16 protein-coding genes are annotated in these 15791 nt (G+C 67.1%); 12 read left to right on the top strand and 4 right to left on the bottom strand.

Features of this window, described 5'->3' with window-relative positions:
- The first annotated feature begins 71 nt into the window (after positions 1-71).
- The 3 genes from pcaB to PO768_RS03230 all read left to right on the top strand — a co-directional run bounded on the left by pcaB (position 72) and on the right by PO768_RS03230 (position 3658).
- Positions 72-1463 carry a 3-carboxy-cis,cis-muconate cycloisomerase gene (gene pcaB, locus PO768_RS03240; protein ID WP_272644867.1) on the top strand — a complete coding sequence of 464 codons (1392 nt, stop codon included), beginning with the start codon at positions 72-74 and terminating at the stop codon, positions 1461-1463.
- 2 nt (positions 1464-1465) lie between these two features.
- Positions 1466-2689: a bifunctional 4-carboxymuconolactone decarboxylase/3-oxoadipate enol-lactonase PcaCD gene (gene pcaCD / locus PO768_RS03235; RefSeq protein ID WP_272644866.1), complete on the top strand. Its 1224-nt coding sequence runs from the start codon at positions 1466-1468 to the stop codon at positions 2687-2689.
- A gap of 240 nt (positions 2690-2929) precedes the next feature.
- Entirely contained in the window at positions 2930-3658 is a 729-nt protein-coding gene (locus tag PO768_RS03230) for an N-acyl amino acid synthase FeeM domain-containing protein (protein ID WP_272644865.1), read from the top strand.
- A 79-nt stretch (positions 3659-3737) separates the two neighbouring features.
- Here the strand turns inward: PO768_RS03230 and PO768_RS03225 are convergent, their stop codons facing one another.
- A complete protein-coding gene (locus PO768_RS03225) occupies positions 3738-4514 on the bottom strand; it encodes an IclR family transcriptional regulator (protein ID WP_272644864.1) in 777 nt (258 codons plus the stop codon).
- A 145-nt stretch (positions 4515-4659) separates the two neighbouring features.
- On the opposite strand from PO768_RS03225, the gene PO768_RS03220 reads away from it, so the two are divergent.
- The 7 genes from PO768_RS03220 to fahA are packed head-to-tail and all read left to right on the top strand — an operon-like array spanning position 4660 to position 11599.
- Positions 4660-5625 (top strand): MBL fold metallo-hydrolase, encoded by a 966-nt coding sequence (locus PO768_RS03220; RefSeq protein WP_272644863.1) that lies wholly within the window; start codon positions 4660-4662, stop codon positions 5623-5625.
- Between the two features lie 13 nt (positions 5626-5638).
- Positions 5639-6184, top strand: a complete 546-nt coding sequence (locus tag PO768_RS03215) for a VOC family protein (protein ID WP_272644862.1) — start codon at positions 5639-5641, stop codon at positions 6182-6184.
- A 9-nt stretch (positions 6185-6193) separates the two neighbouring features.
- Entirely contained in the window at positions 6194-7780 is a 1587-nt protein-coding gene (locus PO768_RS03210) for an FAD-dependent oxidoreductase (RefSeq protein ID WP_272644861.1), read from the top strand.
- Positions 7777-7983, top strand: a complete 207-nt coding sequence (locus tag PO768_RS03205) for a DUF2783 domain-containing protein (protein ID WP_272644860.1) — start codon at positions 7777-7779, stop codon at positions 7981-7983. The genes PO768_RS03210 and PO768_RS03205 overlap by 4 nt, the downstream gene beginning before the upstream one ends.
- Positions 7984-8014: 31 nt before the next feature.
- Positions 8015-8977 carry a Bug family tripartite tricarboxylate transporter substrate binding protein gene (locus PO768_RS03200; protein WP_272644859.1) on the top strand — a complete coding sequence of 321 codons (963 nt, stop codon included), beginning with the start codon at positions 8015-8017 and terminating at the stop codon, positions 8975-8977.
- Between the two features lie 7 nt (positions 8978-8984).
- Positions 8985-10277, top strand: coding sequence for a homogentisate 1,2-dioxygenase (gene hmgA, locus PO768_RS03195; protein WP_272644858.1), 1293 nt, complete (start codon positions 8985-8987; stop codon positions 10275-10277).
- Positions 10274-11599 carry a fumarylacetoacetase gene (fahA, locus tag PO768_RS03190; RefSeq protein WP_272644857.1) on the top strand — a complete coding sequence of 442 codons (1326 nt, stop codon included), beginning with the start codon at positions 10274-10276 and terminating at the stop codon, positions 11597-11599. The genes hmgA and fahA overlap by 4 nt, the downstream gene beginning before the upstream one ends.
- On the opposite strand, the gene PO768_RS03185 is transcribed toward fahA, so the two are convergent.
- The 3 genes from PO768_RS03185 to egtB are packed head-to-tail and all read right to left on the bottom strand — an operon-like array spanning position 11589 to position 14068.
- Positions 11589-11870, bottom strand: a complete 282-nt coding sequence (locus PO768_RS03185) for a DUF427 domain-containing protein (RefSeq protein WP_266004238.1) — start codon at positions 11868-11870, stop codon at positions 11589-11591. The genes fahA and PO768_RS03185 overlap by 11 nt on opposite strands.
- A gap of 18 nt (positions 11871-11888) precedes the next feature.
- Positions 11889-12839 carry an L-histidine N(alpha)-methyltransferase gene (egtD, locus tag PO768_RS03180; protein ID WP_272644856.1) on the bottom strand — a complete coding sequence of 317 codons (951 nt, stop codon included), beginning with the start codon at positions 12837-12839 and terminating at the stop codon, positions 11889-11891.
- An 11-nt stretch (positions 12840-12850) separates the two neighbouring features.
- The gene (egtB, locus tag PO768_RS03175; RefSeq protein WP_272644855.1) at positions 12851-14068 is read right to left on the bottom strand and encodes an ergothioneine biosynthesis protein EgtB; all 1218 of its coding nucleotides are present in this window, start codon (positions 14066-14068) and stop codon (positions 12851-12853) included.
- A gap of 170 nt (positions 14069-14238) precedes the next feature.
- Between egtB and PO768_RS03170 the strand changes: the two genes are divergently transcribed.
- Both PO768_RS03170 and PO768_RS03165 read left to right on the top strand, forming a co-directional pair.
- Positions 14239-15270, top strand: a complete 1032-nt coding sequence (locus PO768_RS03170; RefSeq protein WP_272644902.1) for a TRAP transporter substrate-binding protein — start codon at positions 14239-14241, stop codon at positions 15268-15270.
- Between the two features lie 5 nt (positions 15271-15275).
- Positions 15276-15758: a TRAP transporter small permease gene (locus tag PO768_RS03165; protein WP_272644854.1), complete on the top strand. Its 483-nt coding sequence runs from the start codon at positions 15276-15278 to the stop codon at positions 15756-15758.
- Positions 15759-15791 lie beyond the last annotated feature (33 nt).

Raw genomic sequence — 15791 nt, 5'->3', positions numbered from 1 at the left:
CGGGTAAGCCCCGGGCTCGCAGCCCCGCCAGCCCTCGTTAGCATCGCTGCAAAGATCCTCAGGATGGGTTGATGTCAGTGCTGGTATTCGAGGGTTTTTTGTCCACGCCGCAGATGCTGGCGCTCTTCGACGAGAGCGCCATCGTGCAGGCCATGATGGACTTCGAGGCGGCGCTGGCGCGCGCCGAGGCCAAGGCCGGCGTGATCCCGCAATCGGCCGCGCAGGCGATTGCCAGCCTGTGCCGGGCCGAGCTCTACGATGTGACTGGTCTGGTCGCGGCCAGCGGCCGTGCCGGCAGTCTGGCGATACCGCTGGTCAAGAAGCTCACCGAGACGGTGGCCTTGTTCGACCCGGCCGCCGCCGGCTATGTGCACTGGGGCAGCACCAGCCAGGACGTGATCGACACCGCGATGGTCTTGCAGACCCGCCGTGCGCTGCGCCTGATCGACGACGATCTGCTGAGCCTGTGCGGCCATCTGCTGGACCAGGCCGAGGCCGCCGACTCGATCCCGATGCTGGCCCGCACGCTGATGCAGCCGGCCCTGGTCAGCAGCCTGCGCTGCAAGCTGCTGAACTGGTTGATGCCGCTGCTGCGTTCGGCCCAGGCCCTGCGCGCCCAGGCCGACGAGGCCTTGCTGCTGCAGCTGGGCGGGGCCGCCGGCACGCTGGCCTCGTTGGGCGACAAGGCCGATGCGGTTGCGAGCCAGGTTGCGGCCGAGCTGCGCCTGCGCCTGCCGGAGCAGTGCTGGCACACCCAGCGCGACCGCTGGGTGCGGCTCGGTGCCGAGCTGGGCGTGATGTGCGGCTCACTGGGCAAGCTGGCGCGCGATCTGTCGCTGCTGGCCCAGGCCGAGGTCGGCGAGATGATGGAGGGCGCGGTCAGCGGTTCGGGTGGGTCCAGCGCGATGCCGCACAAGCGCAACCCGGTCGCCTGCATGCAGGCGCTGGCGGCGGCCCAGCGCGCGCCGCAGCGGGTCGCCGCGCTGCTGGCCTGCATGGGCCAGGAGCATGAGCGCGGCCTGGGCGGCTGGCAGGCCGAGCTGGCCGAGTGGACCGGCTTGCTGCTGAGTAGCCATGGCGCGCTGCAGGCGCTGGCCGGCGCGTTGGCGGGGCTGCGCATCGAGCCCGAGCGCATGCGGGCCAATATCGAGCGTCTTGACGATCTGGTCGCCGCCGAGGGCCTGGCCTTGCTACTGGCGCGGGTCTGCGGCAAGGCGCGGGCCCATCAACTGGTCGAGGGCCTGTCGCAGCAGGTCGTGGCCCAAGGTCGGCCTTTGCGGGCGCTGGCCCAGGGCCTGTGGCAGGGCGATGCCGAGTTCTCGCGTGGCATCAGCGCGGACGAGCTCGATGCGGTGTTCGATGTGCAGGCCGCCGCCCGCCATGCCGATGCCCGTGTGCACAAGGTGCTGCTGACAGCACGCTCACAATGGCAGTCCTTGATGGACCAACCGCTGGCGCCATGACCATGAACGAGTACCCCGACCAACGCGACGACGATTTCGACCGCGGCCTCGTCAATCGCCGTGCCATGCTGGGCGAGGACTGGGTGCAGCGCTCGACCGCCGGCGCCACGGCCTTCAACGCCGAGTTCCAGGCCTTCATCACCCGCTATGCCTGGCACGAGATCTGGGGCCGGCCGGGCCTGGACAAGCCGACCCGGCGCCTGCTGGTGCTGGGCATGACCATGGGGCTGGCGCGCTGGGAGGAGTTCGAGCTGCACTGCCGCGCCGCCGTCCGTGGCGGTGTGCCCGTTACCATGATCCAGGAGACCCTGCTGCAGGGGGCGATCTACTGCGGCGTGCCGGCCGCCAACACCGCCTTCAAGATCACCGGAGAGATCCTCGAGGCCGAAGGCCTGGCGCCGCTGCCGGCGCCGCTGACGCGCGCGCTGCGCCCGCGCGCGCAGCACACCTTCAGCCAGCCGCAGCTGCATCTGCTGCTGCAGGGCGAGGGCAGCGGCGTGCCCATCGTGTTCGCCCACGCGCTGGGCCTCGATGCCCATCTCTGGGACGGCCTGGCCGCCGCGCTCGGCGGGCAACACCCGACCCTGCGCTACGACCAGCGCGGCCATGGCGAGTCCGCCCGGCCCACCGGTCCCTACAGCCTGGACGAGCTGGTCGACGATGCCGCGCGGCTGATACGCGAATGGGGGCGCGGGCCGGTCTGCTTTGTCGGCCTCTCGCTGGGCGGCATGGTGGGGCAGGGCCTGGCCCTGAAGCACCCCGAGCTGCTGCGCGGCCTGGTGCTGGCGCACACGACGGCGCAGTATCCCGAGGCCGCGCGCGCGGCCTGGGCCCAGCGCATCGCGGCGGTCGAGGCCGGCGGCATGGTGGCGGTGGCGTCCATGGTCACCGAGCGCTATCTGCATGCCGATTTCCGTGCTGCCGAGCCCGAGGCCACGGCCTTGCTGCACAGCCGCTTGCTGGCCCAGGACCCGGCCGCTTATATCGCCGCCTGCCAGGCGGTCAGCGGGGTCGACTATCTGGAGGCCTTGAGCGCGGTGCGCTGCCCGACCCTGGTGATCGCCGGCGCGCTGGACCAGGGCGCGACCCCGGCGATGGCCGAGGCCATTGCGCAGCGCGTCCCGGGCGCGCGGCTGGAGGTGCTGGCCGGCGCCTCGCACCTGAGCCCGCTGGAGCAGCCCGAGGCCTTGCTCGTCCTGCTCAAGTCATTTGCCGCCGGGCTATGAGTTGGCGGGGGAATCCCCTGAAATCGGGGGTGTCGGCAGTGAGATTTTCACGCTTTCAGTGTAGGCATCCCCCGGAATGGGGCTTGAAAGTGTAAGTTTTCTGTGTCAGTTGTTCCGGTGACATGAGTTGGGCCAGTTCTGCCGATATAGCAAGTTAGACTGCGGCGCATTAGCTGGCGAGGACGGGTTGTCATGTCGAATGAAAGCATTTCGCTGGGGGCAAGATCGGGCCTTCAGCCCATGATTGGCTTGCATGCCCTGCGCTCACCGGCGCGTGAGCGCGGTTTCTTCGGGCTTCGCGAAGCGCAGCCCGGTATGGCGATCCAGGGCATCCAGATCCGTGCCGCTGACTGCCCCCAATTCAAACGCGTGGCCAGCGCGCTGGTCAGCCGGCGCTATGCGCAACGCGGCTATCTCACCAACACCCGCGCCAGCGAAGGTGAGCGTCATTTGCTGACGCTCAGTGCGGTGGCCGAGCAGCGCACGCTGGGCACCTTGGGCATACGTTTCGATTCCGATGCGGGCCTCGGTGCCGATGCGGTGTTTGCCGACGAGATGGAGGCCTTGCGCGCCAGCGGCCTGGATTTGTGCGAGTTCACCCAACTGGCTCTGGATGTGGACGTCCCTTCCAAAACCGTGCTTGCCGCGTTGTTTCACACGGCCTACATCCATGCCCACCATGTGCATGATGCCCAGATGCTGGTCATCGAGGTCAATCCCCGGCATGTGGCGTATTACCGTCGCATGCTGGGCTTCAAGGTCTGCAGCGAGGCGCGAATGAACAACCGTGTGCAGGCGCCGGCTGTGCTGATGAGCCTGGATTTCGGCTATGTGGAGCAGCAACTGCGGCGCTATGGTGGCCAGCCCGCGCTTGGCTCGCTGGTCCGCACCCTTTATCCATTTTTCTTCTCGCCGCAGCGCGAGGCCGAGATCATTGCCGAGCTGCAGCTGACGGCGCTGGCGGCTTGATCCCGCTGCATTGTTCGAGCCGGCTCCGCATCGCGGGCCGGCGACAGGTCTTACGCATCGAAGAGCCCATGCGCCGCCATCAGGGCGAGGCGCGCCAGCCGAGCTGACGCGACAACTCCAGCCCGACCCGCTTGAGCGTCTGCGCCAGTGCGCCGTCCAGCCGCAGATCGAAACTGCCGCTGGGGCCGATGGCGGTCAGGCTCAGGACCATGCGGCCCTGGTCATCGAACACCGGCGCGGCCAGCGCGCTGACGCCGGCGACGACGCCGTCATGCGAGTGGGCGATGCCCAGCAGCCGGGCCTGGGCCAGATGGTCGTCCAGCGCGGCATCGAAGACGATGGCCGGGTCGGCCGCCAGCACCTGCTCGCGTGGCAGATGGGCGGCGAACAGCCGGCCCGAGGCGGTGCCGGCCAGGCTCATCACCGTGCCGTGGCGCATGCTGATGTGGACCGGGCTGGAGGCCTCGGCCACCCGCACGATGGTCGGCCCGTGATTGCCCCAGACGGCGATCGCCACCGTATGGCCCAGCAGCAGGGCCAGCTCCTCGATGCGCGGCGTCGCCAGGCGCACCGGGTCGTACTGTTGCAGGCTGATCAGGCCCAGCTGCAAGGCCAGCGGCCCCAGACCGTAGCGACCGCTGCCGGCCTCCTGCTCGACCAGGCCCAGCTTGATGAAGCTGACCAGATAGGGGTGGGCCTTGGCCGGAGGCATCTCGGCCTGGCGGGCCAGATCCTTCAGCGCCAGCGGCCGGCCATGGTGGGCCAGTGCGATCAGCAGCTGGCCGCCGACCTCCACGCTCTGGATGCCGCGCGGGCCGCGTTCGGTCGGGTTCGTCTCTGCGTCGCTGGGCTTCACTAGGGTTTCTACCTAAAACAATCAATTAGACATTAACAAACGCGATGACTAAGATCAAGCCGTTGATTCGTTATAGGCGAATGAATTTGTCAAAGATTAAATTCATTCCTAACCTGCCAGCCACCCGAACCGAGCCGCCGCCACCATGAACACCAAGACTTTTGCGTCCCAAGCCGATCTGGAGGTCAAGAAGGTCAGCTTCGACAAGCTGTCCGACCATGCCTGGGCCTACACGGCCGAGGGCGATCCGAACACCGGCATCGTGATCGGCGACGACGCGGTGATGGTGATCGACACCCAGGCCACGCCGGTGATGGCCCAGGACGTGATACGCCGCATCCGCGAGGTCACCGACAAGCCGATCAAGTATGTGCTCTTGAGCCACTACCACGCGGTGCGGGTGCTGGGCGCCAGCGCTTACCAGCCCGAGCACATCATCGCCAGCCAGGACACCTATGACCTGATCGTCGAGCGCGGCGAGCAGGACAAGGCCAGCGAGATCGGCCGCTTCCCGCGGCTGTTCCAGGCGGTCGAGTCGGTGCCGCCGGGCATGACCTGGCCCACCATCACTTTCACCGGCAAGATGACGATGTTCCTCGGCAAGCTCGAGGTGCAGATCCTGCAGCTGGGGCGTGGTCATACCAAGGGGGACACGGTGGTCTGGCTGCCGCAGGACAAGGTCTTGTTCTCCGGCGATCTGGTCGAGTTCGATGCCACGCCCTATGCCGGCGATGCCTACTTCAAGGACTGGCCGCATACCCTGGACAATATCGCCGCGCTGAAGCCCGAGAAGCTGGTGCCCGGCCGCGGCCGCGCGCTGCAGAACCCGGCCGAGGTGGCGGCCGGCCTGTCGGGCACGCGCGCCTTTGTCTCCGAGCTCTACGAGAGCGTCAAGGCCGGGGCCAGCGCCGGCCGCGATCTGAAGACGGTCTATCGCGAGACCTATGAGCGCCTGGCGCCGAAGTACGGCCAATGGGTGATTTTTGCCCATTGCATGCCCTTCGATGTGACCCGTGCCTACGACGAGGCCACCCAGTACCCGGACCCCCGCATCTGGACCGCCGAGCGCGATATCGCGATGTGGCAGGCGCTGGAAGACATCAAGGCCTGAGGGAGAGCCCGCGATGAAGATCGAACGCATCCACCACGTCGCCTACCGCTGCCTGGACGCCAAGACCACGGTGCAGTGGTACGGCCAGCACCTGGGCATGGACTTTGTACTGGCCATCGCCGAGGACAAGGTGCCATCCACCAAGGCCGAGGATCCCTATATGCATCTCTTCCTCGATGCCGGTGGCGGCAATGTGCTGGCCTTCTTCGAGCTGCCGACGGCCAAGCCCATGGGCCGCGACGCCAACACGCCGGAATGGGTGCAGCACATTGCCTTCAAGGTCGGCAGCGTGGCCGAGCTGGAGGCCAAGAAGACCGAGCTGGAAGCGGCCGGCATCGAGGTGATCGGTGTCACCGACCACACCCTCTTCAAGAGCATCTACTTCTTCGACCCCAACGGCCACCGCATCGAGCTGGCGGCCGATGTCGGCACGCCGGCCATGTATGCGCAGCTCGATGCCTGCAAATGGCAGATGCTGGAGGAGTGGAGCCAGACCAAGCGTGCGCCCAAGCATGCGGCCTGGATGCACGACAAGGAATTCCAGGCCCAGGCGCACTGAGGCCGGCCCATGCTGAAGACCTATACCTTCCCGGTCTACGACTACCGGCAGAGCCCGGCCCAGCGCGAGGGCCAGGTCTTGCGCCATCCGGTGGTCATCATCGGCGCCGGTCCGGTGGGGCTGACGGCCGCGCTGGACTGCGCGGCGCGCGGCATCCCGGTGCTGCTGCTGGACGACAACAACAGCGTCAGCCAGGGCTCGCGCGCGGTCTGCTATGCCAAGCGCTCGCTGGAGATCTGGGACCGCCTGGGCGTCGGCGCCGCGCTGGCCGGGCAGGGCGTGCGCTGGCAGGTCGGCAAGGTGTTCTTCCGCGACGAGCTGGCCTACCAGTTCGATCTGCTGCCTCAGCCGGCCCACCAGATGCCGGCCATGATCAATCTGCAGCAATACCATCTGGAGGAGCGCCTGGTCGCTGCCTGCGAGGCCCTGCCGCTGATCACGCTCGCGTGGAAGCACAGACTGGTGGCCTTGGAGCAGGTCGAGGATGCCGCCCGGCTGACGGTGGAAACCCCCGACGGGCAGTTCCAGCTGGAGGCTCAGTGGCTGCTGGCCTGCGACGGTGCCGGCAGCGACACCCGCCGCATGCTGGGTCTGGACTTCGAGGGTCAGGTCTTTCGGGACCGTTTCCTGATCGCCGATGTGATCATGAAGGCAGCGATTCCGACCGAACGCTGGTTCTGGTTCGACCCCCCGGTCCACCGCAACCAGTCGGTGCTGCTGCACAAGCAGTGCGACGGCGTCTGGCGCATCGACTTCCAGCTCGGCCGCGATGCCGATCCGGCCGAGGAGAAGAAGCCCGAGAAGGTGATCCCGCGCATCCAGGCCATGCTGGGCCCGGATGTCGAGTTCGAGCTGGAATGGGTGTCGGTCTACCAGTTCGCCTGCCGCCGCGCCAAGACCTTCCGCCAGGGCCGGGTGCTGCTGCTCGGCGATGCGGCGCACCAGGTCTCGCCCTTTGGCGCACGCGGCGCCAACAGCGGCGTGCAGGATGCCGACAATCTGGGCTGGAAGCTCAAGGCAGTGCTGGACGGGGCCGCGCCCGAAAGCCTGCTGGACAGCTACCAGATCGAGCGCGCCGCTGCGGCCGACGAGAACATCCTGAACTCGACCCGTTCGACCGACTTCATCAGCCCCAAGAGCCGCGCCTCGCTGCGCCTGCGCAATGCGGTGCTGGAACTGGCCAAGACCGAGGCCTTTGCCCGGCCCCTGGTCAATAGCGGCCGGCTGTCCATGCCCACCCATTACGTCGGCTCGCCGCTGAACACGCCCGACGAGGATGAGTTTGCCGGCCCGCTGCGCCTCGGCAGCCCCTGTCTCGATGCGCCGCTGGGCGAGGGCTGGCTGCTCCATCAGCTGGGCCAGGGCTTTTTCACGCTGCTGAGTTTTGGCCCTGCCGAGCCGGTCAGCGTCGGCAACACGGTGGCCGTGCCGCTGATCGTGCCGGCCGATGGCCTGCTGGCCGAGCGCTATGACGCGCGGCCCGGCAGCATCTACCTGATACGCCCCGACCAGCATCTGGCCGCGCGCTGGCGCGGCTTCGATGCGGCCAAGATCCAAGCCGCGCTGCGGCGTTGCCTGGGAGTGTTGTCCTCATGAGCCAATTGATACGCAGCCCCCATATCGCCGATCCTGACGGCTTTTACGAAGCCTTGATCGATGCTCAGCGCGATCTGGGCGACGAGCAGGCTGACATGCTGCTGGCCAAGCTGGTGCTGATACTGGCAAACCACGTCGGCGAGCGCGAGGTGCTTGATGAGGCGCTGGCGCTGGCCCGAGCCAACACGTTGGCGGCTTCCTGATTTCCTTTCTCTTCCAAGCGAGTCCTGATCCATGTCTCTTGTGTCCCGCCGTTCCCTGCTCCTGAGCCTGGCCGCCGCTGCCGCCACACCGGCTTTTGCCTATCCCGACAAGCCGGTCGAATGGGTCGTGCCTTATCCGGCCGGCGGTGGTGCCGATGTGGTGGCCCGCAGCCTGGCCGAGGCCATGGGCAAGACCCTGGGCCAGACCCTCATCATCAATAACAAGCCCGGCGCGGCCACCAATATCGGCGCGGACTATGTGGTCAAGTCCAAGGCCGATGGCCAGGTGCTGCTGACCGCCGACACCGCCACCCTGGCGGCCAATCCCTGGCTCTACAGCAAGCTGCCTTACACGGCCGAGCAAGACCTGGCCCCGGTGGGCCTGGTGGCACGCTTCCCGATGCTGTTGGTCGTCAACGCCAACGTGCCGGTGAAGAACTACAAGGAGTTCCTGGCCTGGGCCAAGACCCAGGACGGATTGAACTACGCGACCCCCGGTGCCGGTAGCCCCCACCATCTGGCCACCGAGCTGCTGCGTGACCGAAGCAAGCTGAGCCTGACCCATATTCCCTATCGCGGTGCGGCGCCGGCGGTGCAGGATGTGATCGGAGGCCAGGTGCCTTTCATGTTCATCGACACCGCAGCTGGCTACCCGCACATCCTCTCGGGCAAGCTGCGCGCGCTGGCCGTGGCCAGCCCGGCCCGCATCAAGACCTTTGCCGAGGTCCCGACCTTTGCCGAGCAGGGCCTGCCCGGATTCGAGGCCTATGCCTGGCAGGGCCTGGTCGTGCCGGCCGGCACGCCGGCCCCGGTGATCGCTACGCTGAACAAGGCGCTGCAGGACGCGCTGGCCAGCACCGCCGTGAAGGCGCGCTTCCAGACCCTAGGCCTGGAGGCGCTGGGCGGCACGCCCGAGCAGATGCGCGCCTACTGGAAGCAGGAACTGGCCAAATGGGGACAGGTGATCAAGGCTGCCAATATCAAACTGGACTGATACGCAGATGAGCGAACTCAAGTACCAATCGGGCTTCGGCAACGAACACGCCAGCGAGGCCATCGCCGGCAGTCTGCCGATCGGGCGCAACAGCCCGCAGCAAGTGGCCCATGGCCTCTATGCCGAGCTGATCTCGGGCACGGCCTTCACCGCGCCGCGCGCCGAGAACTTGAGGACCTGGATGTACCGGCGCCAGCCCTCGGTGGTGGTCGGCGGCTATGCGCCGCTGGACCATGGCTGGCTGAAGACCGGCGCTGCCCAGGGTCAAGTCGTGCCGCCCGATCCGCTGCGCTGGGCGCCCACGCCTGTTCCCGAGGCGCCAACCGATTTCATCGAGGGCCTGCGCACCCTGGTCGTCAACGGTGATCCCGATGCCCAGGTCGGTATGGCCGCCCATTTGTATCTGGCCAATCGGTCGATGGACCGGCGCGCCTTCGTCAATGCCGACGGCGAGTTCCTGATCGTGCCGCAGCAGGGCGGCCTGCGCATCCGCACCGAGCTGGGCCTGCTGGCGGTGCGGCCAGGCGAGATCGCGCTGATCCCGCGCGGCCTGGCTTTCAAGGTTGAGGTGGACGGCCCTTCGCGCGGCTATATCTGCGAGAACTATGGCGCGGCGCTGCGCCTGCCCGAGCTGGGGCCCATAGGCTCGAACGGGCTGGCCAATCCGCGCGACTTTCTGGCGCCGGTCGCTGATTTCGAGGAGGGCGTCGGTGATTACGAGATTGTCAAAAAGTTTGGCGGCCGGCTGTGGTCCGCGCGCCGGGACCATACGCCCTTCAACGTCGTCGCCTGGCACGGCAATCTGGCGCCCTACAAGTACGACACGGCGCATTTCATGACCATAGGCTCGATCAGCTTCGATCATCCGGACCCCAGCATCTTCACGGTGCTGACTTCGCCCTCGGATACCGCCGGCTGGGCCAATCTGGACTTCGTGATCTTCCCGCCGCGCTGGATGGTGGCCGAGGACACCTTCCGCCCGCCCTGGTATCACCGCAATGTGATGAGCGAGTTCATGGGTCTGGTGACCGGTCAGTACGACGCCAAGCCCGGCGGCTTCAATCCCGGCGCGTCCAGCCTGCACAATGCAATGGTGCCGCACGGCCCCGACACCGAAGCCTTCGCCAAGGCCAGCGGCGCGGACCTGAAACCGCACAAACTGGACAACACCCTGGCCTTTATGTTCGAGACTCGCTGGCGTCTGCTGCCGACCGAGTTCGCCATGAAGGGCGGTGCGCTGGACAGCGGCTATGCCGACTGCTGGCGTGATCTCAAAGACAACTTCCCCGCACAAGCATGAGCTCTTCCATCGACCACACCCATGACGCCGCTGCCCTGAGTTGGGTGGCTTCGGCCAACGCCGCCGACAGCGAATTCCCGATCCAGAACCTGCCCTATGGCCTGTTCCGCCGTGCCGGCACGAACGAGAGCGCCCGCGTCGGCGTCGCGGTCGGCGATCAGATCCTGGACCTGAGGCTGGCCGCCAGCGCCGGGCGCTGGAGCAGCGCGGTCCAGGTGCTGCTGCAGCCGCTGGCCGAGGGCGATCTGAATGCTTTCATGGCCCAGCCTGCTGATAAGCGCCGGCTGCTGCGCCATGCTTTGTTCGAGGCGCTGGCCGCCGACAGCAAGCAGCAGGCCGCGCTGACGCCCTGCCTGCTGGCGCAAAGCGCCGCGCAAATGGCCGTGCCATGCCGCATCGGCGACTACACCGACTTCTATACCGGCATCCACCACGCGACCACGGTGGGCAAGCTGTTCCGCCCGGACAACCCGCTGCTGCCCAACTACAAGTGGGTGCCCATCGGTTACCACGGCCGCAGCTCCTCGATCGGTGTCTCGGGCCAGCAAGTGCGTCGCCCGCTGGGCCAGTTGATGCCGCCAGGCGCCACCGTGCCGGAGCGTGCGCCCTGCAAGCGGCTGGACTACGAGCTGGAGCTGGGCGTGTTCGTCGCTGGCGGCAATGCGCTGGGTGAGCCCATCCCCATTGAGCAGGCCGACGCGCATCTTTTCGGCCTGACCCTGCTGAACGACTGGTCGGCCCGCGATATGCAGGCCTGGGAGTACCAGCCGCTGGGCCCCTTCCTGGCCAAGAACTTCGCGACCACGATCTCGCCCTGGATCGTTACGATGGAGGCGCTGGAGCCTTTCCGCTGCGCATTCGCACATCCGGCCGAGGATCCGCAGCCGCTGCCCTATCTGGACTCGGCGAAGAACCGCGCCGAGGGCGGCTATTTGATCGAGCTGGAGGTCTGGCTACAGACCGCGCAGATGCGCGCGGCCGGCCAGGTGCCGACCCGGCTGATGCGATCCAACTTCGGGCAGTCGGCCTACTGGACCCTGGCCCAGATGCTGACGCACCACGCCAGCAATGGCTGCAATCTGCAACCCGGCGATCTGTTGGGCACCGGCACGCAAAGCGGGCCGGCGGCCGAGGAGGGCGGCTCGCTGCTGGAGCTGTCGCAGGGGGGCAAACAAGCTCTGACCCTGGCCAATGGCGAGACGCGCACCTTCTTGCAGGACGGCGACACCTTGATACTGCGCGGCTACGCACACAAGGAGGGCGCACGCCGCATCGGCTTCGGCGACTGCGCGGCCACCGTGTTGCCGGCAGTTACTCGGTAACCTGCACGCCCTTCCAGAACGCGACCCGGCCGGCGACCATTTCGGCGCCCGGCTTCGGGTCGGGGTAGTACCAGACCGCATCGGGGTTCAGCTCGCCCTTGACCATCAGCGACAGATAGCTGGCTTGGCCCTTCCATGAGCACATGGTCTTGTGATTGCTGAAGCTGGTGTACTCGCGCTTGAGCGCGCTGTCGGGGAAGTAGTGGTTGCCTTCGACCACCACGGTGTCATCGCTCTCGGCGATCACGGTATCGTTCCAGATTGCTTTCATCGTCTGTCCATCCTTTGCTCAGTCGGGCGCTTGCAGCCAGTGCAGACTGAACCAGTCGCGCTCGTCGGTCCAGACTGTAGCGGCTTTGAAACCGGCCTTGCTGGCCAGGGCCTGGAAGCCCTCGATGCTGAATTTGTAGGAGTTCTCGGTGTGCAGCGTCTCGCCGGCCTCGAACTCGTAGACGCGGTGCTCCAGCCGCAACTGCTGGCGGCGGCGGCTTTGCAGATGCATCTCGATGCGCTGCAGAGGCGCGTTGTAGAAGGCGCTGTGCGCAAATCCTTCGGGATCGATCTGTGCGTCCAGCTCCTGGCGCGCGCGCGCCAGGATGTTGAGGTTGAAGGCGGCAGTCACGCCGGCCGCGTCGTTGTAGGCCGCATGCAGCAGGGCAGGTTCCTTGATCAGGTCCACCCCAATCAGCAGTGCACCGCCACGCAGCTGCTGGGCCGCCATGCGCAGAAAGTCCAGCGCCTGCTCGGGCGCGAAATTGCCGATGCTCGAGCCCGGAAAAAAGCCGATGCGCCGCCCGAGCGCCGGACGCGCCGGCAGGTCATGCGGACGGGTGAAATCGGCGATCACCGGCTGCAGTGCCAGCGCCGGGAATTCGGCCTGCAGCGTACGGCAGGCCCCCAGCAGATGCGGGCCTGAGATGTCCACTGGCACAAAGCTGTGGGGCGCGTTCAGGTGCGCCAGCAACAGCCGGACCTTGCGCAGAGCCCCGGCGCCATACTCGACCAACTGGGCGCCGGGCCCAATCAGCGTCGCCATCTCGGGGGCGTGGCGCTGCAGCAGGGCCAACTCGGTGCGGGTCGGGTAGTACTCGGGCAGCTCGCAGATGCGCTCGAACAGGGCCGAGCCGGCCTCGTCGTAGAAATATTTTGGTGAGATCGTGCGCGGGCGCTGGCGCAACGCGCGGTGCAGGTCGGGGGCAAAGCCCTCGTCGTCGGGGACCAGTTGCAGCAGGGGCTTCATTGCGGGGCTCCTTATTGGGGCTCACGCGCCAGGCGCAGGCCGCTGAACTGCCAGCGCGCGGCCGGCGGAAAGAAATTGCGGTAAGTGGCTCTGGCATGGCCCGGCGGCGTGGCCAGGCTGGCACCGCGCAAGACCAGCTGGCCCACCATGAACTTGCCGTTGTACTCGGCCGCCGGCCCGGCCAGTGGCCTGAAGCCGGGGTAGGGGTGGTAGGCCGAGCGGGTCCACTGCCAGGCGCAGTCAAACAGCTGGACCAGGCCGGGCAGGGCGGTGGCCGCCGCCTCCCACTCGAATTCGCTGGGCAGCCGTGCCCCTGCCCAGTCGGCATAGGCGGCGGCCTCGTAAAAGCTCAGCTGCAGCACTGGCGCCGCCGGGTCCATGGCCCGGGCGCCGCAGAGACCGAAGACGCGGCCATCGGACAGCCAGTAGGCCGGCGCCTGCCAGTCCTGGGCGCGGGCCAGAGCCCAGCCGTCCGACAGCCAGAGCTCGGGCCGGCGGTAGCCTCCATCGGCAATGAAGTCGGCAAACTCGCCGCAAGTCACCAGCCGGTTGGCGATCTCGAAGGCTTGCAGCAGGACATGGTGGCGCGGACCTTCGTTGTCAAAGGAGAAGCCTGTGCCCGAGTGGCCGATCTCGACCACGCCGCCCGGATGGCTCAGCCACTGCAGTGCCGGCGCGGGCGGCTGCTCCGGCAAATTGCCGTAGGCGGGCCACAGCGGATTGCAGGAGAAGGCATGCAGGATGTCGGTCAGCAGCAGCTCCTGATGTTGCTGCTCATGCTGCAGGCCCAGTTCCAGGATGGCCTCGCCGCGCGCCCAGCTGTCGGCGTCGCAGTGGGCGATCCAGTCCAGCACGGCCGCGTCCACATGGGCGCGGTAGGCCTGCACCTCGTCCAGCCCGGGCCGGCTCAGCAGGCCACGCTGCGGGCGCGGATGGCGCGGGCCGAGGGCCTCGTAGTAGGAGTTGAAGAGGTAGAGGAATTGCTCGTTGAAGAGCCGGTAGCCGGGCGCCAGCGGCTTGAGCAGCAGGGCCTCGAAAAACCAGGTGGTGTGGGCCTGGTGCCATTTGGCCGGGCTGGCATCGGGCATCGATTGCAGCGCCTGGTCTTCGGCGCTCAGCGGCGCGGCCAGCGCCAGCGTGTGGGCGCGCACGGCCGCGTAGCGTTGGGCAAGTTGATGGGATTGGTGCTGGCGGGCCACCGGGCTGGTGGCCGAACTTGCTGCAGGCATGGGTGACTCCCTGTCGCGGTCTACGCAGCGTAGCGCATCACGCCGTCCGAATCTGTCAGCAGCCCTACCGGTCGGCCCACAGGGCTAATCTCGATGGCGAGGCGGTTCGCTGGGCATACGATAGGCTCTCATAACGAACATTTGCGGAGACAAGCGTGAGTGGAAAAAAGATGCCCCGAAACGCGCTGCGCGCCCTGCTGGCCTTGGCCGGCGCCCTGGGTGCCTCACTGGCGCTGGCGCAAGAGGTGACCCTCAAGGTCCACCACTTCTGGCCACCCGGTGCGATGCCGCCCAGCAAAATCTTGCAGCCCTGGTGCGACAAGATCGCGGCGGACTCGGGTAACAAATTGAAATGCCAGATCTTCCCGGCCATGCAGCTGGGCGGCACGCCGGCCCAACTGATCGATCAGGCCAAGGACGGCGTCGTCGACATCGCCTTCACCTTGCCGGGTTACACGGCCGGCCGTTTCCCCATCATGGAGGTGTTCGAACTGCCCTTCATGAACAACTCGGCCGAGGCCGGGGCACGCGCCGCCTGGGACTATTACGGCAAGTACGGCATGAAGGAGTTCCCCGGCATCAAGCCGCTGATGTTCAGCATCCATGACGAGGGCTATCTGCACAGCCGCGACAAGCCCATCAAGACCCTGGCCGATCTGAAGGGCATGAAGCTGCGCGCGCCGACCCGCCAGACCAACAAGTTGCTGGCCTCGCTGGGCGCAACGCCGGTGGGCATGCCGCTGCCGGCGGTGGCCGACGCGGTCAGCAAAGGCACGATCGACGGTTTCGCGCTGCCCTGGGAGGTGATCCCCTCGGTCAAGCTGCATGAGATGGTCAAGTACCACACCGAGACCGATGCCTCGCGCCCGGCGCTGTATTCGGCGCTGTTCATCCTGGCGATGAACCAGGCCAAGTACGACAGCCTGCCGGCCGATCTGAAGGCGGTGATCGACCGCAACAGCGGCGCGCTGCTGTCGCAGCAGGCCGGCAAGACCTGGGACGAGAGCCAGGCGGTGGGCCGCAAGCCAGCGGTGGACCGCGGCAACACCTTCTACAAAGTGCCGGCCGCCGAGGTGGACCTGTGGATCAAGGCCAGCCTTCCGCTGTATGACGACTGGGTGGCCGATATGGACAAGCGCGGCCTGCCCGGCAAGCAGATGCTGAAGGACGCGCAGGACCTGCTGGCCAAGTACAAGAAGTGAGTTTGATGGGGGTGTTGCGGAGGCTGGCCCTGTGGAGCGCGCTGGCTGGTTGCGTCAGCGCCTGCCTGGTGGCCTTGCTGACGGTGGCAAGCATCGTCGGCCGATCCTGGCTGTCGCGGCCGATTCCCGGTGATGTCGAGCTGAGCCAATTCGGCATCGCGCTGTGCATCGCGCTGTGTCTGCCCTGGTGCCAGCTGCAGCGGGCCAACATCATCGTCGACTTCTTTACGCAGAAGCTGGGTCCGCGCTCGCGCGGCCTGCTGGACGGCATCGGCGCGCTGCTGCTGGCCCTGATGGTGGGCCTGCTGGCCTGGCGCACCGGCGTCGGCGCGCTGGCCGTGCGTGAGGCCGGCGAGACCACGATGATTCTGGATCTGCCGATGTGGATCAGCTATGCGGTGCTGGGGCCAGGTCTTGCATTGACTGCATTGATCGCGCTGGTGCAAATGACTCAGGACCTGTTAGGGCCTAAGGGCGAAGACTCATGAGCGCGGCGACGGGCCGCCCCGAGCAAGCTCGCT

It is taken from the genome of Paucibacter sp. XJ19-41 (assembly GCF_028462495.1).
GTDB lineage: Bacteria > Pseudomonadota > Gammaproteobacteria > Burkholderiales > Burkholderiaceae_C > Roseateles_E.
Note: the sequence above shows the minus strand (reverse complement) of the source record. Positions and strands in the feature narration are given on the sequence as shown.